The sequence below is a fragment of the Pseudomonas sp. RC3H12 genome (genome assembly GCF_018596375.1).
In the GTDB taxonomy this organism is placed as follows: domain Bacteria; phylum Pseudomonadota; class Gammaproteobacteria; order Pseudomonadales; family Pseudomonadaceae; genus Aquipseudomonas.
This window is the reverse complement of the sequence record NZ_CP075595.1, coordinates 1,177,572-1,199,599: the sequence shown is the minus strand read 5'-3', so window position 1 is coordinate 1,199,599 and position 22,028 is coordinate 1,177,572. Positions and strand designations below refer to the sequence as shown.

Annotated in this window: 19 protein-coding genes and 1 pseudogene; 7 read left to right on the top strand and 13 right to left on the bottom strand. The window is 65.2% G+C overall.

The window, feature by feature from the left end:
- Window positions 1-19 precede the first annotated feature (19 nt).
- The 5 genes from KHO27_RS05470 to KHO27_RS05450 form a co-directional block, all read right to left on the bottom strand.
- Window positions 20-325, bottom strand: coding sequence for a hypothetical protein (locus tag KHO27_RS05470; RefSeq protein WP_110698584.1), 306 nt, complete (start codon window positions 323-325; stop codon window positions 20-22).
- The gene (locus tag KHO27_RS05465; protein ID WP_110698586.1) at window positions 325-597 is read right to left on the bottom strand and encodes a hypothetical protein; all 273 of its coding nucleotides are present in this window, start codon (window positions 595-597) and stop codon (window positions 325-327) included. Before KHO27_RS05465 ends, KHO27_RS05470 begins: the two co-directional genes overlap by 1 nt.
- 87 nt (window positions 598-684) lie before the next feature.
- Window positions 685-1,299, bottom strand: a complete 615-nt coding sequence (locus tag KHO27_RS05460) for a DUF2589 domain-containing protein (protein WP_110698588.1) — start codon at window positions 1,297-1,299, stop codon at window positions 685-687.
- Between the two features lie 11 nt (window positions 1,300-1,310).
- Window positions 1,311-1,799, bottom strand: a complete 489-nt coding sequence (locus KHO27_RS05455) for a DUF2589 domain-containing protein (RefSeq protein ID WP_110698590.1) — start codon at window positions 1,797-1,799, stop codon at window positions 1,311-1,313.
- 200 nt (window positions 1,800-1,999) lie between these two features.
- The gene (locus KHO27_RS05450; protein ID WP_110698592.1) at window positions 2,000-3,019 is read right to left on the bottom strand and encodes a helix-turn-helix domain-containing protein; all 1,020 of its coding nucleotides are present in this window, start codon (window positions 3,017-3,019) and stop codon (window positions 2,000-2,002) included.
- 223 nt (window positions 3,020-3,242) lie between these two features.
- On the opposite strand from KHO27_RS05450, the gene glpT reads away from it, so the two are divergent.
- On the top strand, window positions 3,243-4,595 hold the full coding sequence (gene glpT, locus KHO27_RS05445; protein WP_046856272.1) for a glycerol-3-phosphate transporter: 1,353 nt from the start codon (window positions 3,243-3,245) through the stop codon (window positions 4,593-4,595).
- 95 nt (window positions 4,596-4,690) lie between these two features.
- On the opposite strand, the gene KHO27_RS05440 is transcribed toward glpT, so the two are convergent.
- The 6 genes and pseudogenes from KHO27_RS05440 to KHO27_RS05420 all read right to left on the bottom strand — a co-directional run bounded on the left by KHO27_RS05440 (window position 4,691) and on the right by KHO27_RS05420 (window position 9,179).
- The gene (locus KHO27_RS05440; protein WP_110698594.1) at window positions 4,691-5,419 is read right to left on the bottom strand and encodes a DUF1353 domain-containing protein; all 729 of its coding nucleotides are present in this window, start codon (window positions 5,417-5,419) and stop codon (window positions 4,691-4,693) included.
- Window positions 5,420-5,712: 293 nt separating this feature from the next.
- Window positions 5,713-5,928: a hypothetical protein gene (locus tag KHO27_RS05435; RefSeq protein WP_214501322.1), complete on the bottom strand. Its 216-nt coding sequence runs from the start codon at window positions 5,926-5,928 to the stop codon at window positions 5,713-5,715.
- Between the two features lie 63 nt (window positions 5,929-5,991).
- Window positions 5,992-6,279 carry a HigA family addiction module antitoxin gene (locus KHO27_RS05430; protein WP_214501967.1) on the bottom strand — a complete coding sequence of 96 codons (288 nt, stop codon included), beginning with the start codon at window positions 6,277-6,279 and terminating at the stop codon, window positions 5,992-5,994.
- A 30-nt stretch (window positions 6,280-6,309) separates the two neighbouring features.
- Window positions 6,310-6,573 carry a type II toxin-antitoxin system RelE/ParE family toxin gene (locus tag KHO27_RS05425; RefSeq protein WP_110698600.1) on the bottom strand — a complete coding sequence of 88 codons (264 nt, stop codon included), beginning with the start codon at window positions 6,571-6,573 and terminating at the stop codon, window positions 6,310-6,312.
- 190 nt (window positions 6,574-6,763) lie between these two features.
- Window positions 6,764-7,019 (bottom strand): annotated as a pseudogene (locus KHO27_RS26145) (hypothetical protein).
- Between the two features lie 360 nt (window positions 7,020-7,379).
- On the bottom strand, window positions 7,380-9,179 hold the full coding sequence (locus KHO27_RS05420) for a glycoside hydrolase family 15 protein (protein ID WP_110698604.1): 1,800 nt from the start codon (window positions 9,177-9,179) through the stop codon (window positions 7,380-7,382).
- Between the two features lie 243 nt (window positions 9,180-9,422).
- Between KHO27_RS05420 and KHO27_RS05415 the strand changes: the two genes are divergently transcribed.
- Window positions 9,423-10,472: a 3-oxoacyl-[acyl-carrier-protein] synthase III C-terminal domain-containing protein gene (locus KHO27_RS05415; protein ID WP_102684440.1), complete on the top strand. Its 1,050-nt coding sequence runs from the start codon at window positions 9,423-9,425 to the stop codon at window positions 10,470-10,472.
- 46 nt (window positions 10,473-10,518) lie between these two features.
- Here the strand turns inward: KHO27_RS05415 and zwf are convergent, their stop codons facing one another.
- Entirely contained in the window at window positions 10,519-12,027 is a 1,509-nt protein-coding gene (gene zwf / locus KHO27_RS05410) for a glucose-6-phosphate dehydrogenase (protein ID WP_214501321.1), read from the bottom strand.
- Window positions 12,028-13,047, bottom strand: coding sequence for a phosphogluconate dehydrogenase (NAD(+)-dependent, decarboxylating) (gene gnd / locus KHO27_RS05405; RefSeq protein ID WP_256591471.1), 1,020 nt, complete (start codon window positions 13,045-13,047; stop codon window positions 12,028-12,030). It lies immediately after the preceding gene.
- A gap of 161 nt (window positions 13,048-13,208) precedes the next feature.
- On the opposite strand from gnd, the gene KHO27_RS05400 reads away from it, so the two are divergent.
- From KHO27_RS05400 to KHO27_RS05380, 5 genes are all read left to right on the top strand, one after another.
- Entirely contained in the window at window positions 13,209-13,376 is a 168-nt protein-coding gene (locus tag KHO27_RS05400; protein WP_220036851.1) for a DUF6026 family protein, read from the top strand.
- A gap of 489 nt (window positions 13,377-13,865) precedes the next feature.
- Window positions 13,866-15,425 carry a glycogen synthase GlgA gene (gene glgA / locus KHO27_RS05395; RefSeq protein ID WP_102684443.1) on the top strand — a complete coding sequence of 520 codons (1,560 nt, stop codon included), beginning with the start codon at window positions 13,866-13,868 and terminating at the stop codon, window positions 15,423-15,425.
- A gap of 14 nt (window positions 15,426-15,439) precedes the next feature.
- Window positions 15,440-17,182: a malto-oligosyltrehalose trehalohydrolase gene (gene treZ / locus KHO27_RS05390; protein WP_110698611.1), complete on the top strand. Its 1,743-nt coding sequence runs from the start codon at window positions 15,440-15,442 to the stop codon at window positions 17,180-17,182.
- Entirely contained in the window at window positions 17,179-19,248 is a 2,070-nt protein-coding gene (malQ, locus tag KHO27_RS05385; RefSeq protein WP_214501320.1) for a 4-alpha-glucanotransferase, read from the top strand. Before treZ ends, malQ begins: the two co-directional genes overlap by 4 nt.
- Entirely contained in the window at window positions 19,245-22,019 is a 2,775-nt protein-coding gene (locus tag KHO27_RS05380) for a malto-oligosyltrehalose synthase (protein WP_214501319.1), read from the top strand. Before malQ ends, KHO27_RS05380 begins: the two co-directional genes overlap by 4 nt.
- The last annotated feature ends 9 nt before the right edge of the window (window positions 22,020-22,028 follow it).

Here is a 22,028-nt window from a genome sequence, read left to right as displayed (position 1 = left end):
CAGCAGCCGCATCGAGCGGTCAGTTCGCCTGGCCATCAGCGGGCCTCCGGTAGTGCCCGAACAGCTCGCCATCGAGGCGCACGACGATCGCCGCATGGGCGTCGCCGGGCACGACAATGCTCAGTTCATGCAAGGTCTGCTTACCGCGTGGCGGGCGGCCGACCCGCAACGCCAGGCAGCCCGAGACATCGCCTGGCTCGACGGTCGCGGCCAGCGACACCTCCATCTGGGCGATGCGGATGCCCGGCCAACGCGCCCCTGTGACCTGCTGGGCGCCGGCCATGGCACCGCCGAGGGCCTGGACGAATTCTTCGAGGTGGTTCATCACGAGGCCTCCTGCTCGTCAGGCAGCCAGAACGGCCGACGGGCGAAGCCCACGTGGTAGATGAGCGACTGCAGCACCACCTGGTGCTCGCCGATGTTGAGCAGGTTGAAGCTCTTCTCGATGCCGACGATGCGCCCCTTCGGCGGCTCGCAGAGACAGCGGTTGAGCAGCGCGGTCTGCGCCTGGATCACATCCTGCGACGTCAGCTTCTCCGGATCGGTGCTGCCGACGACGATGCGTTTCACATATCCCACGTCCGTTAGATCGAACATCACGGAACTCCTTTCCGGAAAAGACTGACGGCCAACCCCCGGTCAAGGCTCAGGCGAACCCAGGGCTGACGCTGGGCCGCTCACCCTTTACTGCTGGGTGATGGCTTTTGGCGCAACCGACTGCGAGATCATGTCCAGCACCCGGGCCAGCCCTTCCGGCATTCCGTCGTCGGCGGCGTGCACCTCGACGTGGTACTTGGCCGACTGGTCGGTGGAACGGGTGTTCTCCTTGTGCGAGGACACCGAGCCTGAGATGTTGACTTTGGCGCTGAACGGCCCCCAGCCCACACTGGCCTCGGCCGACATCGCCGCCTGGGCGTCGGTGGCTTCGCGCGATTGCTCGGAGTTCTTCACCTCCATGTCGAAGGTGATGTCGACCTTGTTGATCGACAGGTTCGGCACCTTGACCACCGCCAGCAGCGGTACCTCCAACTCGACCCGTTCCATGGGGATGGTGCCGTCGTCGGGCTTGCTGGTGGAGGGACGGTCGAAGCGGAAGCTGACCGTACGCACATCACCCACCCGGTTGGGGTCGGTGTTGTTCGGGTCAGGCGCCGGTGGCAGGAAGCCGATCACCTTGATGAAGTCGGCGGTAGCGTTGGCCAGGCGGACCTGGGCGTCGCAGGCGGCGGTCAGCGGACCACCGATCAGGTCGCCCATGGGCAGGCCGCGGAACTGGTCACCCATCGAGAAGTTAGCCATTTCTGTGTCTCCTAGATCAATTTATCGAGGTTTTGCAGCAGCCGAGCCATCCCCTCCGACGGGGGCTGGGTTTCGACTTTGAGGGTGACGCGCGCCAGTGGCCCGCCTTCACCATTGCGGCGAACGCCCAAGTCGACGTTCAGAGCCTTGTGGTTCTCGCTCGGCCAGCCCGAGCCATCGGCGCCGGCATTGGCCGGTCCGACGTTCGCCGCCGAGCCGTCATCGGCGTTCAGCCCTACCTCGAACGAGATTTCCATGTCCTTGACGGCCATCAGCCGTGCCCCCACCAGCGACAGCAGCGGCACACGCACCACGCGCTCCTCGCCTTCGCGCGCTTCGGGCGAATGGGACGGCAGGCGCACATCGATGCTCACCGGTCGGTTGTCTTCGTCGAAGTACTGGCGCACGGTCGATACCTGAAAACGCTGGATCTTGTCCTGCGCCTCTGCGACCGCGCCGGCGATGCTCTGGATGAGGTGGTGGAGGGATTGATTCGCCACGTCCGACGCTCCTTGTCTGTTGCGGTGCCGATGCCGTCCGGGTGGCTTCGCAGTTCGTGCGTTGCAGGTTCAGGCCCTGACGACGGCACCGGATTGAAGGGTGGTTGGGTTACCCGTTGAATCCAGATTACGGTCAGGGCCACGCTCTGTCCGGGGCTGGGCGTCCCAAAAACCTGGTCAGCCGTCCCAGGATGCGGGGGTTACTGGCCAGCCAGTTCATGCAGCCAACGGGCCAGTGAAGGCGGGGCGTGCGCGCCGCTCGCCGCGGCGTAACTGGCACTCAGCTCACCGCGCTGCAGCGCCCTCCGGGCGGCACGGGGCGACAGGCCGAAGGCCTTGCGAAACGCCTTGCTGAAATGCCCTTCGTCGGTGAACCCGTAGACATAAGCCAGGTCGCCGATACGCCGCCCGGCATTGGCGGGCTCGCCCAACGCCAGCAGGCAACGCCGCAGACGCCGTTGCAGCAGATAGCGCGCTACCCCGCCGAACGGTTCGAACGCCCGGTACAACTGGCTGCGCGAGGTACCCAGTGCCTTGGCCACAACGGCCGGGGTAAGGTCGTCACGCTGCAGGTTGCCCTCGATGTAACGACGGGCGCGCCGCCCCAAGGTCTCGGCGTCCGGTACGACAAGCGCAGGGTCGGTCACCGCGCTGGCCAGGCACGCGGCGATCACATGGAGCAAGGGCTCGGTCAGCCGTGTGCAGTCATCCTCGGTCAGGCGCGGTGCGGCCACCGCCAGCGACGCCAGCAGGCGCCCCAGAAGGCCGCCCATCGTGCTTTGCCGGCACAATCGCAGGCCATGGAGTTGCCCCTTGGCATGGGGCACCACTACGCGCGGGATGACCAGGCTCAGCCCCTCGCCTGCGGCCATGCCGAATGCCGCCGGCTGGGCCAGGTCCAGCACCACTACATCCTGCACGCGCACGCGTAGGCCATTGCCGCCGGCCAGCCCACGTTGCAGCGGCAGGTACAACACATAGTGATCCAGGTCACACCAGGCCAGACGCGCTCGATCACGCACATAGCGGGCAGCGTCCAGGCGACCGCTACACAACAGGAACCGCTTGAAATGAAAGACCGCGAGCGAGGCGTCAACCGAGGTCCCGGCTCGGGCCGTGGTGCCGAACAGCACCGAGGGCCAGCCGGGATGATTTTCCTGACCGAGGTGCAGGTGGGGCAGCAGCGTGGCGCGGTCGATTGGCGTTGCGTGAATATCCATGGGATTGGCTCTTCCGTCCGTAGTAGAGCCGGAAAAGTGGTCCACAACTGACCAGTGCGTAGCCAATCGCCATCATCAATGTCAGAGGATGCCTTGCGCTGCCGTAATCACCCATGCGCAGGCTTTCACAAAAGAACAACCACCCGGCCTAAAACCGAGATTTTTTCCGTAACGAAAATGTAATATTCGCTTTCGCATACCTATAACAAGCTGGGAGCTTCACATGTTTGCCTTCTTCCGCCCTGCCGCGCACCAGGCGCCGCTGCCCGACGAGCGTGTCGACAGCACCTATCGCCGCCTGCGCTGGCAAATCTTCGCCGGGATCTTCTTCGGCTATGCCGGCTACTACCTGCTGCGCAAGAACTTCTCCCTGGCCATGCCCTACCTCATCGAGGAAGAGGGCTACACCCGCGGCCAGCTTGGCCTGGCGATCTCCGCCATCGCCATCGCCTACGGTTTGTCCAAGTTCCTCATGGGCCTGGTCTCGGACCGCTCCAACCCACGCTACTTCCTGCCCTTCGGCCTGCTGATCTCGGCCGGGGTGATGTTCATTTTCGGTTTCGCGCATTGGGCCACGTCCAGCGTGACGATCATGTTCGTGCTGCTGTTCATCAACGGCTGGGCCCAGGGCATGGGCTGGCCGCCAAGCGGCCGGACCATGGTGCACTGGTGGTCGCAGAAGGAGCGCGGCAGCGTGGTGTCGGTGTGGAACGTCGCCCATAACGTCGGCGGCGGCCTGATCGGCCCGCTGTTCCTGCTGGGCCTGGCCTGGACCAACGACTGGCATGCGGCTTTCTATGTGCCCGCCACGGTCGCCGTGCTGGTGGCCGTGTTCGCCTTCGCCACCATGCGCGACACCCCGCAATCGGTCGGCCTGCCGCCGGTCGAGCAGTACAAGAACGACTACCCCGAAGGCTACGATGAGAGCCACGAGCAGGAGTTCAGCGCCAAGCAGATCTTCGTCCAGTACGTGCTGTGCAACAAACTGCTGTGGTACATCGCCCTGGCCAACGTGTTCGTCTACCTGCTGCGCTACGGCGTGCTGGACTGGGCGCCGACCTACCTGAAGGAAGCCAAGCACTTCAGCGTCGACACCACCTCGTGGGCCTACTTCTTCTACGAGTGGGCCGGCATCCCCGGCACCCTGCTGTGCGGCTGGATGTCCGACAAGATCTTCCGCGGCAACCGTGGCCTGACCGGCATCGTGTTCATGGCTTTGGTCACCGTGGCCACCCTGGTGTACTGGCTCAACCCGCCGGGCAACCCGACCATCGACATGATCGCTTTGTTCGCCATCGGCTTCCTGATCTACGGTCCGGTGATGCTGATCGGCCTGCAGGCGCTGGAACTGGCGCCGAAGAAAGCCGCCGGTACCGCGGCAGGCTTCACCGGGTTGTTCGGTTACCTGGGCGGCTCGGTCGCGGCCAGCGCGGCGATGGGCTACACCGTCGACCACTTCGGCTGGGACGGTGGCTTCGTGATGCTGGTCAGCGCGTGCGTGCTGGCGATTGCGTTCCTGATTCCGACCTTGCGCCATACCAAGGTGGCCAGTGCCGGTCGTGAGGCAGTGGCCTGACCACAGCGGGACACATCGTTGAAAAAAGCCCGGGCTCATGGCCCGGGCTTTGCGTTTTCAGGTCACTGAATGACAGATAACCATGATTGATCGCGCTACAGGTTCGAGACGGGCAACTTCTCGATCTCATCCAGGCTTGGGTTGCTCCGCTCGATTTCACCGCGCATCTTGTCGAAGGCCGCTTGCGTGACAGGCGGTTGCACTTCGCGCACTTCGACCACGGCACCTACAACTTCGTCTATCGACTCACGTGTGAATAATCCATCCGAGACAGTTCTGGATATCACTCGACCGTCGCTTATCAACTCAGCTTTTTTACCAGGCGGTAACGTCGCTTTGAATTGGGCGAACTCAGTGGCGAAGGTTGCAGTTCGTGTCCTGGGTATCTTGACGAACTCCGGCTCCGCCCAACGCGGCCCGAAGTGATAGACCGCGCCATACATGACCTTGGCTTGAGTCTCCCCGATTCCAGCGGCCCTCATGCCCGTATAAAAAGCTCTATGGGTATCCTGCCAACTCCGTGTTCGCTTCACGCACGCCACATCATGAATGATGGCTGCCTGCCGATACGGACCATCCAACGGTCCCCCAACAACACTCCAGGCGACTCTGGGTATGGATGCGCCATCGGATATCGTGTTCTTGGGCGCCAGCCAGAATACTTTTCCCGGCCGTGGCCCGGTGTAGGTGAAGTCCTGAAGCAAGCGAATATCGCGCTGAGTCGGTAATAGCTCGACATTGAGGGGGCTGGAGAATTTCCCCCAGTCCTGGGCAACAGCGTTCGAGCTCAGCACGAGCATCACAGCGAGTAGTTCCACTCTCATTTTGATACCTCCCTGTTCATGCGGGTTGACAGACCAATCCAAGAATAGAATCAAAAAGCCATCGGTCCATTTCCAGCAGCAGGCATCCCCTGCGCACGCCCAACCGCGTGATGTCCGGCCTCGCCACCTGGCCGCCCTTGAGCAGGACTCTGCATTGCTTGGCCTTCAGGATTGCCTTGCTAACTAACGAGGCACATCGAACTTCGCAGCATCTGGCGCCTGCGCTGGCGCGCAGTACAAGCGCTCGGGCGCTACCCATTTTTCCTGTGCCGGGTCACCCAGGTAATGCGGCGTCAGCCCTTCGGCACCACGCAGGGCCTCGTCGACCACCGTCCGGAGCGCTGCACACGCACTGCCGGAGGTTCGCCAAGCACGCTGGCGTGAAAGGTTAAGATTGCGCGGTTGGCAACCGTCAGCTGCGCTGGGGCAGGTTCTGTGCCGTCGCCGTCATTGGCCATGGTGGCGGGCATCAGCAACAGCAGCGACAACAGGAAGTACAGGCATCTCATCAGTCAGCTCCCTGACCTTGCGTGACCTTTAGCACGCATGCGTTGCTGCTCTTTGCAGGAACTTCAGGCCGCCTGGTGAAGCCGCTTGATCACAGGCTGCTGGCGCTGGCGCGCCTGCCAGATGTCGTAGTCCACCTGGATCGTCAGCCACAGCCGCGCCGTGCTGATGCCGGCCATTTCCAGGCGTACCGCCAGGTCCGGAGAAACCGCCGCTCGGCCATGAAGGACCCGCGACAGCGCCTCACGCGAGAAACCCAGATGCTCGGCGAACGCCTTGACCGTCAGGCCCAAGGTCGGCAGGACATCTTCACGCAGGGTTTCGCCGGGGTGAGGCGGGTTGCGCATAGCTATGATTTTTGCCCCTTGTCAGTGGTAGTCGAGCTAGTCGACCAGTTCGACATCAAAGCCTGTGATACGGAATACCAGGCGCCAATTGCCGGACACGCTTATCGACCAGAAACTGAGCCGCTCTCCTTTGAGCGGGTGCAACTGCCAGCCAGGCACATTCATGTCCTCGGCGACCACGGCACTGTCGAGGAACTGCAACTGTCGCCGCAGTCGCTGGACATGGGCAGCCTGAATGCCGCGGGTATTACCTGTTTCGTGGAAGAGCCGCAGGCCTTTGTGGCGAAAGCTGATGATCATGGGGCACGCATCCGTTCCATGCGACGAAACCGGAGCGTGACCCCATGCGTCACACCCTGCCGATAAAAATGTCGTGCCCTGCCTACGTGCTTGCCCCGTGATAGTGTCGCTGCCGACATTCCCGCAGGCATGGCCGATCCTCGACAGTCGTTCACACATCAAACGTTGCCTGCCCGCTGGATGCGCCACCTCAATGCCGTGTCTGCGGCTCACCTGGTATCTGTACCTGCGCCAACGCCGAGTCCAGCAGTGCGCGTACGGTTTCCATCTCATGCACCGCCGTCAGCGCCAGTGTTGCTCCGAGCGAATGCGGATGCGAGACCAATACCGACTGATGGGCCACGACAAGGGCGCAGCGCACGTATTCCGCCGCCTGAATCAGGGTGTCTTCGAGGTGATGAGGGGAAGGGATTGGATGGGGGTGGATCGGGGACGATCTTCAACATTTCGACTTCTCCTGCAGTTAAAGATAGGTCGCCATCCTTCCTTTGCAGTGGAGGGGTGGCGACTACGTACAGGCTGCAAAAACCGGGGCAGAAGAAGGTAACCCGGCAGGTCTGAAGACCTCCCGTACGCAGCCACCATGAAACAAACCTCACAGTGCGGTGATGCACCTGAAGCCTGGCAACGGCGTCCTTCTTCTTTGGCGCGGGTTTGCAGACCCGGTCGCTGAATTGGCAACGACCAGGGGAGCCTAGGTTGCAAGGAGGACCGTAGCAATGGCTTAAAGATGGCAAAAGAATGATTCGGAAATGGACTACAAGCAATGAGGAAAAGCTGATAGCCCAGTGTCAGAAGTCGCAGGCTCAATCACCGCATTTCGCCCGATCCCGCACCGGACACTGCGCCCGGTGCAGGTTCAACGCGGTATTGATGATGCCGATATGGCTGAACGCCTGCGGAAAATTCCCCAACATTCGTTTGCCCACCGGGTCGTACTGTTCGGCCAGCAATCCCACGTCATTGCACAAGGCCGTGAGCCGCTCATAAAGCCCCTGTGCCTCCTCCTGCCGCCCCAGCAGCACGTAGACATCCGCCAACCAGAACGAACACACCAGGAACGTCCCCTCCCCTGGCGTCAGGCCGTCGCTGCAACTATCGCTGTCATAGCGCAGCAGCAGGCCGTTGCGCAGCAGGCGGGTTTCGATCTGTTCGAGGGTGCGCAGGAAACGTGGATCGTCGGCCGGCAGAAAGCCGGTCAGGGCGATCTGCAGCAGGCTCGCGTCCAGCTCGGTCGAACCGTAGGCCTGGACGAAGTGGCGCCCGTCGGCATCCAGCCCGCGGCGGCAGACCTCGTCACGGATCTGGTCCGCCACCTGGCGGTAATGTCGCCCCCGTTCACGCCCTTCCTCGGTGGTGTCGGCCAGGCTCGCCGAGCGGTCGAAGGCAACCCAGGCCATGACCTTGGAGTGCACGAAGTGCTGGCGACCGCCGCGCACCTCCCACAGCCCCTCGTCGGGCTCGCGCCAGATGCTTTCAAGGTACGGCAGGATCGAGCGGGCGATGGCGGCGCTGCGCGGATGCCGCGGCAGCCCGCCCTTGATGGCCTGGGTCATGGCGTCGGCCAGTTCGCCGTAGATATCCAGCTGCAACTGCTCGGAAGCGGCATTGCCGACCCGCACCGGCTGCGAATGCTCGTAACCGGCCAGCCAGGGCAGGCTGAACTCCGGCAGGTCGCGCTCCCCCGCCAGCCCATACATGATCTGCATCTGCTCGGGGTTGCCCGCCACCGAGCGCAGCAACCACTCGCGCCAGGCCTGGGCTTCGTCGAAGTAGCCGAGGTTCATCAGCGCCAGCAAGGTCATGGTGGCGTCGCGCAGCCAGCAGTAGCGATAGTCCCAGTTGCGCTCGCCGCCGACACGCTCGGGCAGCGAGGTGGTGACGGCGGCGACCATGCCCCCGGTGGGCGCGTAGGTCATGGCCTTGAGGGTCAGCAGCGAACGGCGTACCCGCTCGGTGTACGGGCCAACGTCGGGGCAGCGGGCGGCGAAGGCCTGCCATTGGTTGATGGTCTGCTCGAGGTCGTGGTCGACATCGCAACCGGGCTGCACAGGCAGGTGCGAGGGCTGGTGGCAAAGGCTGAACACCTGGCGCTCACCGGCGCGCACGCGAAACCGGGCGACGCTGTGGTGGTCCCGGCCATGGGTCTCGGTGCTGCTGCGCAGGATCAGGCGATCGGGGCCGGCAACCGCGCTAAGGGTCAGCGGGTCGAGTTTCTCCACCCAGGGCACGCTGCGGCCATAGTCGAAGCGCAGCACCAGGTCCATCTCGAACGCCGTCTCGCCGGCCAGGCCCTCGACAATGCGCAGCACAGCATTGGATTCGCCCAGGGGCATGCAGTCGAGCACACGGGCGCGACCGCTGGCGGTGGTCCAGGTGGTTTCCAGTACCAGGGTGTCGTCAAGGTAGCGGCGGGCGCTGTGTTCGACCGGGTCGCTGGGGGCGATGCGCCAACGGCCGTTTTCCTCGTTGCCCAGCAATGCGGCGAACACCGCGGGAGCGTCGAAGCGTGGCAGGCACAGCCAGTCGAGGGCGCCGTCGCGGTTGATCAGGGCGGCACTGCGACAGTTGCCGATGAGGGCGTAGTCTTCGATCAGGGCGGGCATCTCGGATCCTCAGGCGGTGGGCGTGAGTTTGGATGCCGAAGCGGGATTGCAGGTTCCGTTGAGCTGCACTCTGTGCAGGTTACCGAGGCGTTCGAATCGATGCGCAAGAACATTGATCCACGGCACAGACCCACTGTTGCGCTGTGTTAGAAATACTGGGCCAGTGGTTGCTTTTCAGGATGAATAAGCTTCTACCCCTGCGCAACCAGTGCGCTGAGTCTCTACTTTCAACAAGGACGTTATATGAAGATTGTCGGTTTATCCGGAATACTGCCCTCACGCTGCGTCAGCAACCAGGACGTGATCAACCTGGTGGAAGAACACTCCCGGGACACCTTCCAGGAAGACTTGCCGAAAACACTGAAGACCATCGGCAAGTTGCTGGAAAAAAGCGGCAGCGACACACGCCATTGGCTGGCGGCTGACGAGACGCCGATGCAATTGATGGAGGCGGCGTTCGATGCGGCGCTGGCCCAGGCCAATATCGGCAAGGCCGACCTGGACCTGCTGATCTATCCCAATGTCACCCGTGGCTTCATCGAGCCGGCCAACAGTACCTTCATCGCCAAGGCGCTGGGCCTGAACTGCCGCAACTTCGATGTGGTCGACGCCTGCAACGGCTGGGTGACGGCCATGGACGTCATCAACAGCAAGATGCAAGCGGGTGAAATCCGCTACGCCGCCATCGTCAACATGGAGTTCGGCATGTCGGCGGGCGGGCCGGTGATGCCCAAGAACTTCTCGCTGCAGTCGCCGGCCGAACTGGCCTACAAATTCCCCAGCTTTACCATCGGTGAAGCCGCCGTTGTCACCATCCTCAGTAACGAGGCAGCGGATAACTTCAAGTTCTCGTACATCAACCGACCTGACCTGAGTGACTTGTCGACGATCTCGTTGCCGGACTGGAAACTGTTCTGCAACGAGGAGGATATTGCCAGGATCGAACCTACCGGTGGCCAGTATCAGTTCAACTCCTATGCCGCCGCCCTGCACGAAGATGGTCGCAACGAAGCGATAAAAGTCTTCAACCTGCAGAAGCTCACGGCGGACGACGTGCACAAAGTGTTCATCCATACCGGCTCGCCAAAGATGTGGGAACATATTGGCCAGATGATCGGTGTCGATCACAAGTTGCATCACGTCGGGCACAAGACCGGCAACATCATTACCGCATCGATTCCCTTCGGCATCTTTGATGCGATGAGCCGGGGCGAAGCCGAGCAAGGTCAGTTCTGCATGGGCTGGGCGGGCAGTGGCGGGATGGTGTTCTCGGCCCTGTCGTTCACCTTGTAGTACGCATCTGCGCACCTACCGCCAACGGCGGTAGGTCGCTGCAGGCTCACCCCAGCTTATGCCACTCGCGCTTGTCCCGCGCCAGCAACTCATCACCGGCCTCGGGGCCATCCTCTCCCGCCGCATACTCATGCACCTCGCCCCCCTCGGCCGCCCAGGCATCGAGGAACGGCTGCACGGCACGCCAACCGTTCTCTATATTGTCGGCGCGCTGGAACAGGGTCTGGTCACCGGTAAGGCAGTCGTAGATCAATGTCTCGTAGCCGGTCGCCGGGGTCATCTTGAAGAAGTCCTTGTAGGCGAAACCCAGCTCGACATTCTCCATCACCAGCTCCGGCCCCGGGCGCTTGGCCTGCAGGTCGAACCACATGCCTTCGTTGGGCTGGATCTGGATCTTCAGGTAGTTGGGCTTGGGCCGCTCCAGTTCGCTTTCGCGGAACTGCGCGTAGGGCGCCGGCTTGAAGCAGATGGCGATCTCGGTGTCGCGCACGCTCATGCGCTTGCCGGTACGCAGGTAGAACGGCACCCCCGCCCAGCGCCAGTTATCGATCATCACCTTGAGGGCGACATAGGTCTCGGTCTGGCTGTGCGGGGCGACATTGGCCTCCTCGCGGTAGCCGGGGAGTTTCTTGCGGCCCTGCTTGCCGGCGCCGTACTGGCCACGCACGGAATTGCGCAGGGCCATCTTCTGCGACCAGGGGCGGATGGCGCCGATCACCTTGGCCTTTTCACCGCGCACCGCATCGGCGCCGAAGGCCGCCGGCGGCTCCATGGCGACCATCGCCAGCAGCTGGAACAGGTGGTTGGGCACCATGTCGCGCAGGGCGCCGGTATTGTCGTAGAACGCCCCGCGCGTCTCGACGCCGACGGTTTCGGCGGCGGTGATCTGCACGTGGTCGATGTAATGATTGTTCCAGAACGATTCGAACAGGCCGTTGGAGAAACGGCTGACCAGGATGTTCTGCACGGTTTCCTTGCCCAGGTAATGGTCGATGCGGTAGATCTGCCGCTCGTTCATCACCTTGAGCAGGCAAGCGTTGAGCGCTTCGGCGCTGGCAAGGTCAGTGCCGAAGGGTTTCTCCACCACCACCCGGCGAAAGCCGCCGCCCGACTCGTCGAGCAAGCCGGCGTCGCCCAGGCGCTGGGCCACCTCGGGGAAGAAGCGTGGCGAAGTGGCCAGGTAGAAGATGGCATTGCCATGGCCAGTTTTGGCGATGCGCCGAGCCAGGGCCTGGTAAGTCTCGGGGTCGAGGAAGTCGCCGGTCTGATAGTCCAGGCGCTTGGCCAGGCGCGCCCAGCGCTTTTCGTCCAGGCACTTGGCACTCCCTTCCGCGCCCTTGTCCCGCGCCTGCATGAAAGCATGCAGGCGCGCGGCAAAGTCCTCGGCCGTGGCCGGGTTGTGGTCGACCCCGACGATACGCAGGTTGCGGTCGAGCAGGCCGTCACGGCTGAGGTTGTACAGCGCCGGCATCAGCAGGCGCTTGACCAGGTCGCCGTTGGCGCCGAACAGGAACAAGGTGCATGGCGGCGCCGCGGGGATGGTCGGTTTAGTCATTTAGTCCTTCTTTTTCTCGACGTGGCCGCCGAAGCCCAGGCGCATGGCGGAGAGGATCTTGTCACCGTAGGTGCCCTGCTGCTGGCGCGAGCGGAAGCGGGCGAACAGCGCGCTGGACAGCACCGGCACCGGCACGGCCTGTTCGACCGCGGCATCGATGGTCCAGCGCCCTTCGCCGCTGTCGGAAACCGAGCCGCTGAATTCGGTCAGTTGCGGGTCGGCGACCAGTGCGTCGGCGGTCAGGTCCAGCAGCCAGGAAGTGACCACGCTGCCGCGGCGCCACACTTCGGCGATCTCGGCCACATTGAGGTCAAAGCGCTGCTCTTCCGGCAACTCCGGACCACCCTTGCTGCGCAGCAGGTCGAAACCTTCGGCGTAGGCCTGCATCAGGCCGTACTCGATGCCGTTGTGCACCATCTTCACGTAGTGACCGGCGCCGGGCGGACCAGCGTGGATGTAACCATGCTCGGCGCGCTCGTGCTCACCGCTGCGGCCCTGGGTGCGCGGAATGTCGCCGACGCCCGGGGCGAGGGCCTTGAACAGCGGTTCCAGGCGCTCGAACACCGCCTTCTCGCCGCCGATCATCATGCAGTAGCCACGGTCCAGGCCCCAGACGCCGCCGGAGGTGCCGACGTCGAGGTAGTGCAGGCCACGCTTGCCCAGCTCGGCGGCGCGGCGCACGTCGTCCTTGTAGAAGGTATTGCCACCATCGATGATGGCGTCGCCCGGCTCGAGCAGGTCGGCCAGTTGCGCGATGGTCTGCTCGGTAATTTCGCCGGCGGGCAGCATGACCCACACCGCGCGCGGCGCCTTGAGTTTCTGCACCAGCGCACCGAGGTCGTGGGCGCCGACGGCCCCCTCGCCTTCCAGGGTGGTGATGGCTTCGCGGTTGCGATCGTGGACCACAGTGCTGTGACCTGCGCGCATCAGGCGCCTTGCGATATTGCCGCCCATGCGGCCAAGCCCGATGATTCCCAGTTGCATGTGCCGACGCTCCCGTTGGTTTTGCTTTACAACAATTGAAGATTTCAGATTAGTCCAGCGTTCTGGCGTAGGGTTCACCGACGAACGGGGCGACAACGATAAACAAAAAAGTTCCCAAGGACCTGCAAAGAATTCAGAATGCGCGCCGCGTGAAGCGTCTACGCTTCAAAATGTCACCAGCCATGCGAGGTGTGCCCATGGGAACCCTGATGCCTGCCACTCCCACCCAGACCCTCTATGTCACCGTGCGCCGCGATGAGCTGCGCCAGTTGAAGGATGAGCGCGATCACCTGCGCCAGCAGGTCGCCCAGCTGAACCTGCTGCTCGAGCAGGCCCGTGTGCAAGGCAAGGCCGCCGGCCTCTGATACACCGCCCCTCTGTGTGGGAGCTGCCAGGCTCCCACCTCGCCTCAGCTTCCCTTCCTGATTGCGTTGTGCCGCGTCTGTCGCGAATCCGCTACGCCTACGCTGGCTAGCCTCATATTTTGCAACAACTCGCCAACGTTTGCGCGGGTAAACCGTCGCGACAAAAATGACCAATGGGTCACTTTACTTGCGTTTCGTCTCCTACACTTCAGTTTCGGCCCGCGTTTTGCTCGGAAAAAGTGACGTAAAAAAGTCGAACTTTCCAAAACACGGGCAGGTCAGGACTTAAGTAGGGCCGACGCAAAGGACTGCCTGATGCCAGGCCCGCACACCCCAACCAGTCCATACGTCTTTCGGCGGGAATGCCGAGCGTGCCGTGCCTGCGCGCACGAATCTGGGGCAAGGAACGCACTACGAAGATGCAACAACGATCAGAGAGCAGACCCACGAGCCAACGCCAAGCAAACAGAACAAGGGACGGAGAGAAGTATGATCAGTGCCGCTGTCGAACCTCACGTAGAGTCATTCAACCCGGATAACCGCGAGCCGCTGCCATCGGCACTCGCCCCGACAGTCAAGGCACCCGGCGCGCAGCGCCAGCACAATCCGAACAAGCGCAAGATCCTGTTCGTCACCTCAGAGATCGCCGACCTGGTCAAGACCGGCGGCCTGGGCGACGTGTCCGCCGCCCTGCCTCGTGCCTTGGCGCACCTGCACGATGTGCGCGTGTTGATCCCCGGCTACCGCCAGGTGGTCGAGAGCGACAACCCCATTCACATCGTTGGCGAGCTGGGCGGCCACGCCGCGCTGCCGCCGTGCAAGATCGGCCGCATGGATCTGGCCGACGGCCTGGTGATCTATGTGCTGATCTGCCCCGAGCTGTACCAGCGCGACGGCACGCCCTACGGCGCCAACAACGGTCGCGACTGGCCCGACAATCATATCCGCTTCGCCCGCCTGGGCCTGGCCGCCGCGGAAATCGCCGCCGGCGAAGGCATGGCCCACTGGCGCCCCGACCTGGTGCACGCCCACGACTGGCCGGCCGGGCTGGCCCCGGCCTACATGCACTGGCGCGGCCTGAGCACCCCGACCTTGTTCACCATCCACAACCTGGCCTACCAGGGCGTGTACAGCCGCGGCTGCAGCCCGGAACTGGCGATCCCCGACCACGCCATGCAGCAGGAAGGCATGGAGTTCTACGGCAAGCTTTCGTTCCTCAAGGCCGGGCTTGCGTACGCCAGCCATATCACCACGGTCAGCGCCACCTACGCCCGGGAGATCACCACCCCTGAGTTCGGCTGCGGCCTGGATGGTTTCCTCGCCAGCAAGGCCCAGCAGGGACTGCTCGGCGGTATCCCCAACGGTATCGACGAAAGCTGGGACTCGGCCACCGACCAGCACCTGGACCACAACTTCAGCATCAACGACTGGGAGGGCAAGGCGCGCAATGCCGACCAGGTACGCGCGCTGTTCGGCCTGCAAGCAAGCGAGGGGCCGCTGTTCGCCGTGGTTTCGCGGCTGGTCTACCAGAAAGGCCTGGACCTGACCCTGGGGGTGGCCGACTACATCGTCGAACAAGGCGGCCAGATCGCCATCATCGGCCGTGGCGAACCGGAGGAAGAGCAGGCCATGCGCGAACTGGCCCTGCGTCACCCCGGCCGCATCGGCGTGCGCATCGGTTTCAACGAGACCGACGCCCGGCGCATGTTCGCAGGCAGCGACTTCCTGCTGATGCCGTCGCGCTACGAGCCCTGCGGCCTGAGCCAGATGTACGCCCAACGCTTCGGCTCGCTGCCGGTGGCGCGCAACACCGGCGGGCTGGCCGACACCATCGAGAACGGCGTGACCGGTTTCCTGTTCAACGACTCCACCGAGGACAGCTATCGCGAGGCCCTGGGCCGCGCCTTCTATGTGTACGGCAAGAAGCACCTGCTCAATGCCATGCGCTGCCTGTCGATGACCCAGCCATTCAACTGGTGCCAGGCGGTGGAACCCTATGCGCGCCTGTACGAAGACCTGGTGAAGCAGACGCAGCACGCCCATTACTGAGCGGAGAGCCGACGATGCACAAGCATGGCGCACAGTTGCTGGACGCCACGTCGGCGCGCTTCGCCCTGTGGGCGCCGGATGCGCGCAGCGTGAGCGTGGCGATCGGCCAGCAGCCGCCCGTGGCACTGCTGCCCGACGACGATGGCTGGTACACAGGCGTCGCCCCCTGCCAGGCGGGCGAGCGCTATCAGTTCGTGATCGACGATGAGCTGCGGGTGGCCGACCCGGCCTCGCGCTGCCAGCCCGAGGGCGTGCATGGGCCCAGCGAGCTGGTGGACATCAGCCACTACCCGTGGCGCCACGCGTGGCAAGGCCGTCCGTGGCACGAAGCGGTGATCCAGGAGCTGCACGTGGGCCTGTTTGATGGCTACCACGGCGTGGCCCAGGTGCTGCCACGCCTGGCCGGGCTGGGCATCAGCGCCATCGAGCTGATGCCGCTGGGGCAGTTCCCCGGTGAGCGCAACTGGGGCTATGACGGCGTGCTGCCGTTTGCCCCCCAGCACAGCTATGGCCGCCCCCAGGACCTATGCGCGCTGGTCGACACCGCCCATGGCCAGCAGCTGATGGTGCTGGTGGACGTGGTCTACAACCACTTCGGCCCGGACGGCAACTACCTGCACCGCTACGCCAGCCCGTTCTTCCGTGAAGACCGCCAGACCCCGTGGGGCGCGGCCATCGACTTCCGCCGCGCCGAGGTGCGCGAGTTCTTCATCCAGAACGCCCTGATGTGGCTGTGCGACTACCGCTGCGACGGCCTGCGCCTGGACGCCGTGCACGCCATCGACCAGCCGGACTTTCTCGTCGAACTGGCCCAGCGGGTACGCGCCACGGTCGAGCCCGGGCGGCAGGTCTGGCTGGTGCTGGAGAACGAGCACAATCAGGCCATGCTGCTCGAGCAAGGCTTCGACGCACAATGGAACGACGACGGCCACAACGCCCTGCACGTATTGCTGACCGGCGAAACCGAAGGCTACTACGCCGACTACAAGGACCGGCCGATCGAACAATTAGCGCGCTGCCTGGCCGAGGGTTTCGTGTTCCAGGGCCAGCCCGACCGCCACGGCAGGCCCCGCGGCGAGCCCAGCGGCCATCTGCCGCCCAGCGCCTTCGTGCTGTTCCTGCAAAACCACGACCAGGTCGGCAACCGCGCCCTGGGCGAGCGGCTGTCCCGGCTCTGCCCGCCGCAGGCGCTGAAGGCCGCCACTACCCTGCTGCTGCTGGCACCGATGATCCCGCTGCTGTTCATGGGCGACGACGACGGCAGCCGCAAGCCGTTCCTGTTCTTCACCGACTTCCACGACGCGCTGGCCGACGCCGTGCGCGAAGGTCGCCGGGGTGAGTTCGCTCATTTCGAGGCCTTCGCCGACCCGCAGAAGCGCGAGCAGATACCCGACCCCAATGCCGAGGCCACCTTCGAGACCTCCCGGCCGCGGCAACAGGAGGTGCTGGCCGGCTGGCACGGCCTATACCAGCAACTTCTCGAACTGCGCAGGCGTCACGTCACCCCACATCTGCCCGGCACTCGCGCCGAGGGCTGCGAGGTACTCGGCGCCAAGGCGCTGACCGCCCGCTGGCGCCTGGGCGACGGCCAGCAGTTGCGCATCGACCTGAATCTCGATGCCCAACCCCAGCCGGTCACCTTGCCGGCACTGCCCCGCCGCCTGTTCGACAGCAGCGACAACGCCCACCCCGACTCTAGCCTCGCCGCGCACAGCTGCGTGGTGAGCCTGCTGCCCCCTGACCAGGAGACGCAATGAGCGCAGAGCCCCTTCACCGCCTGGCCGCCCGGGCAGGCCTGGCCCGCGACTGGATAGACGCCAATAACCGCCTGCAGCAGGTCAGCGATGACGTGCTGCGCCAGGTGCTCGCCGGCCTTGGCCACCCGGCCGGCAACGCCGCCGACATCGACGCCAGCCTGCGCGCCGTGGAGCAGGCCGAAGACAGCGAGCACCTGCCACCGCTGCTGACCGTTGACATCGACCAGCCCCTCGACCTGCAGCGTTACTTCAGCGCCGCCAGCCAGGTGCGCTGCAGCCTGGAAGACGGCAGCCAGCGCAACCTCACCCTGGACGCCCAGGCGCGGCTGCCGGCCGGGTTGCCCCTGGGCTACCACCGCCTGGATATCGATGGCCGGACCTGCACCGTGGCCGTGGCACCGGCGCGTTGCCATGCCCTGCAAGACTGCGTGGAGCAACCCCCGCCCCGTTGCTGGGGCCTGGCCGTGCAGCTGTACAGCCTGCGGCGCCCCGGCGATGGCGGCTTTGGCGACTGCCTGGCACTGGAACAACTGGCACGCCACGCCGCCGAGCGCGGCGCCGATGCCCTGGCCATCAGCCCGATCCACACCCTGTCGGCCTTCGACCAACACCACTACAGCCCCTATTCGCCGTCCAGCCGCCTGCTGCTCAATGTGCTCTATGCCAGCCCCGGCGTGGTCTTCGGCGAACGCGAAGTGCGCATGGCCATCGAGGCCTGTGGCCTGGAGGCGACCCTCGAAGCGCTCGAGCAGCATACGCTGGTGGACTGGCCCAGAGCCGCCGATGCCCGTCTGCGTCTGCTCGAAGCGCTCTACCGGCACTTCAGCCAGGGTGAGCACCCCTTGCGCGCGGACTTCGACAGTTTCCGCGCCAGCGCCGGCGAGCAACTGGAACACCACTGCCGCTTCGAAGTACTGCAGGCCGAAGCGGTGAGCAGCGGCCTGGGCGCGGACTGGCGCAACTGGCCCAAGGCCTGGCACAACCCCTACGACCCCGAGGTCGAGGCCTTCGCCAACGCCTACCCGGCCCGGGTCGAGTTCCATGCCTTCTGCCAGTGGCTGGCCGAGCGCAGCCTGCAACGGGCCCAGGACGCGGCGCGCGGCAACGGCATGGCCGTGGGCCTGATCGCCGACCTGGCAGTGGGCGCCGACGGTGCCGGCAGCCAGGCCTGGAGCCGCCAGGACGAACTGCTGGCCGAACTCAACGTCGGCGCCCCGCCCGATATCCTCAACCGCGCCGGGCAAGACTGGGGCATCTGCGCGTTCTCTCCCGAAGGCCTGCGGCGCAACGGCTACCGCGCCTTCATCGAAATGCTGCGGGCCAACCTGGCCCATGCCGGCGGCCTGCGCATCGATCATGTGATGGGCCTGCGCCGCCTGTGGCTGATCCCCCGTGGTGCCCGGCCCAGTGAAGGCGCCTACCTGAATTACCCGCTGGACGACCTGCTGCGCCTGCTGGCGCTGGAGTCAGCGCGACACCAGGCGATCATCCTTGGCGAGGACCTGGGCACCGTGCCCGAGGGCCTGCGCGAGCGCCTGGTCGACAAGGCCGTGCTGGGCATGCGCGTGCTGCCGTTCGAGCAGCAGCCGCCCGGACGCTTCACGCCGATCCTCGACTGGCCGGACAACGCCCTGGCCACCACCGGCACCCATGACCTGGCCCCACTCGCCGGCTGGCTGGCCAGCCGTGACATCGACTGGAGCCATCGCCTGCAACTGATCGACGCCGCCACAGAGCTGCACTGGCGCCATACCCGGGCCCTGGAGCGCGACGGCCTGCGCCGTACCCTGGAGCAGAACTACGGGCCACTGCGCGACGATTCGGCGCTGATCGACGCGGCGATCCGCTACGTCGGCCATACCCGCGCACCGTTGGTGCTGGTGCCGCTGGAGGACCTGCTGGGCAGCGACGAGCAACCCAACCTGCCCGGCACCACCACCGGCCATCCCAACTGGCGCCGCCGCTTCAAGGCGCCGGTACGCGAGCTGCTGGACGACGAGGACGCCGCCCGGCGCCTAGAACTGCTGGCCCAGGCCCGCGAACAAGCCTGGGAGCGTGACCGATGAAACCCTTGACCGCGACCCTGCGCCTGCAACTGCACAGCGACTTCACCCTCGACCACGCGGTACCGCTGGTGCCTTATTTCGCCCGGCTGGGTATCAGCCACCTCTATGCCTCGCCCATCCTCACCGCCCGCGCAGGCTCGCGCCACGGCTATGACGTGGTCGACCCGACCCGGGTCAGTTCCGAACTCGGCGGCGAGGCGGCGCTCGAACGCCTGGTGGCCGCCTTGCGCCAGCATGGCATGGGGCTGATCGTCGACACTGTGTCCAACCACATGGCCGTGGGCGGCGCCGACAACCCCTGGTGGCAGAGCCTGCTGGCCTGGGGCCGGCGCAGCCCCTACGCGGAATTCTTCGATATCCAGTGGCATTCCAGCGACCCGTTGCTGGCCGGCCAGCTGTTGCTGCCGTTCCTCGGTAGCGACTATGGCGCCGCCCTGCACAACGGCGAGATCCCGCTGACCTTCGACGCACAACACGGGCGCTTCGAAGTCGCTCACCATGAGCACCGTTTCCCGATCTGCCCACTGGACTATCCACGCATCCTTGGCCAGGCCAAGGACCCGCGCCTGCAGGCGCTGGCCGCGCATTTCAGCGCCCTCGGCGAGGCGGCCGACCCTCTGGCCGAGGCCCAGCCGCTACACCACGAACTGGTACGCCTGGCCGCCGCCGGCGCGGATCCGCAACCTGCCCTCTCTGCCTTCGACAGCCGCGGCGAAGCAGGCTTCAAGCGCCTGCACCTGCTGCTCGAGCGCCAGACCTACCGCCTGGCCAGCTGGCGCACCGCCGCCGACGACATCAACTGGCGGCGCTTCTTCGACATCAACGAACTCGGCGGCCTGCGCGTGGAGCGTGCCGTGGTGTTCGAGGCCACCCACGCCAAACTGTTCGAGCTGATCCAGCGCGGCCTGGTCGATGGCCTGCGCATCGACCACATCGACGGCCTCGCCGATCCGCGCCGCTACTGCCGCAACCTGCGCCGCCGGGTCGATTCGCTGCTGGCTCGACGCCCCGTCGATGCCGCGCTGGCGCACTTCCCGATCTACGTGGAAAAGATCCTCGGCGCGGGCGAACACCTGCACCGCGACTGGCTCACCGACGGCACCACCGGCTACGAGTTCATGAACCAAGTGTCGCTGCTGCAGCACGACCCTGCGGGCCAGCCCGCCTTGGACGAACTATGGCGCAACACCAGCGAGCGTCCCGAATTCCCCGAGGAGGTGCGCATTGCCCGGCACCTGGTGCTCAACGCCAGCCTGGCCGGCGACTGCGAATCGGTGGCCCAGGCCCTGCTGCAGGTGGCCCGCGACGACCTGATGACCCGCGACCTCACCCTCGGCGCCATTCGCCGGGCGCTGCAGGCGCTGGTCGCGCACTACCCGGTGTACCGCACCTACATCAATGTCTGCGGCCGGCCCGCCGAGGACGAGGCGTTCTTCCAGCAGGCGCTGGCCGGGGCGCGGCAGTCGCTGGGGGAGGCCGACTGGCCACTGCTCGATCAGCTCGAACGCTGGCTCGGTGGCCAATCCTGGCGGCACCTGCCGCCGGGCCGGCCGCGCAAGCACCTGCGCCACGCCTGCGTGCGCTTCCAGCAACTGACCGCTCCCAGCGCCGCCAAGGCCGTGGAGGACACCGCCTTCTATCGATCCGCCCGGCTGCTGTCGCGCAACGACGTGGGCTTCGACGCCGAGCGTTTCGGCGCCGATACGGCCTGGTTCCACAACGAAGCCCAGCGCCGCCTGCGCGACTTCCCCGACAACCTGCTGGCCACCGCCACCCACGACCACAAACGCGGCGAGGACTGCCGCGCGCGGCTGGCCGTGCTCAGCGAACGCGCGCCCTGGCTGGCCAGCCGTGTCGAGCACTGGCGCGAGCTGGCAGCGCCGTTGCGTGAGGAACTGGACGATGGGCAGGCGCCAAGCCCCGGCGACGAGCTGCTGCTGTTGCAGACGCTGCTCGGCAGCTGGCCGCTGGACCTCGACCTACATGACCCGCAAGCCCTGAAACGCTACGCCGAACGCCTTCGCCAATGGCAATGCAAGGCCCTGCGCGAAGCCAAGCTGCGCAGTAGCTGGGCGGCCCCCAACGAACGCTACGAGCGTGCTTGCGCGGCCTACGTCGACGGCCTGCTGCTGGACGAGGAAAACCAGCAGCTGCGCCAGTCCCTGCATGAGACCGCGCAGCGGCTGGCCTGCCCCGGCGCCTTGAACGGCCTGGCGCAGTGCCTGCTGCGCATGACCACCCCCGGCGTGCCGGACCTGTACCAGGGCAACGAGTACTGGGACCTCTCGCTGGTCGACCCGGACAACCGCCGCCCGGTGGACTACCCGGCCAGGCGCGCCAGCCTCGACGACGGCACGCCCCTGGCCGAGCTGCTCGCCCACTGGCGCGATGGCCGCATCAAGCAGGCCCTGGTGGCCCGCGTGCTGGACGCCCGCCAGGCCCATCCCGAGCTGTTCCAGCGCGGCGCCTACCTGCCGCTAAGCGTACAGGGCCGCCACGCCGACCAGGTGCTGGCCTTTGCCCGCCTGGGCCAAGGCGAACGCGCCATCATTGTCGTGCCACGGTTGGCCAGCGCCCTGCTGGGCCCGGCCGCCACCCCGTTGATCCCGGCACAGAACTGGGACGATACCCGGCTTGTACTGCCGTTTGCCTTGTCGCCTGCCAACTGTTCGGGACTTTTCGGCGGCGGTGCTGTCACCCCTTCAAGGGAGCTGATGTTGAGCACCGTGCTGGCCGAGTTTCCGGTCAATGTGTTGATTGATCATGCCTAACTGTATTCA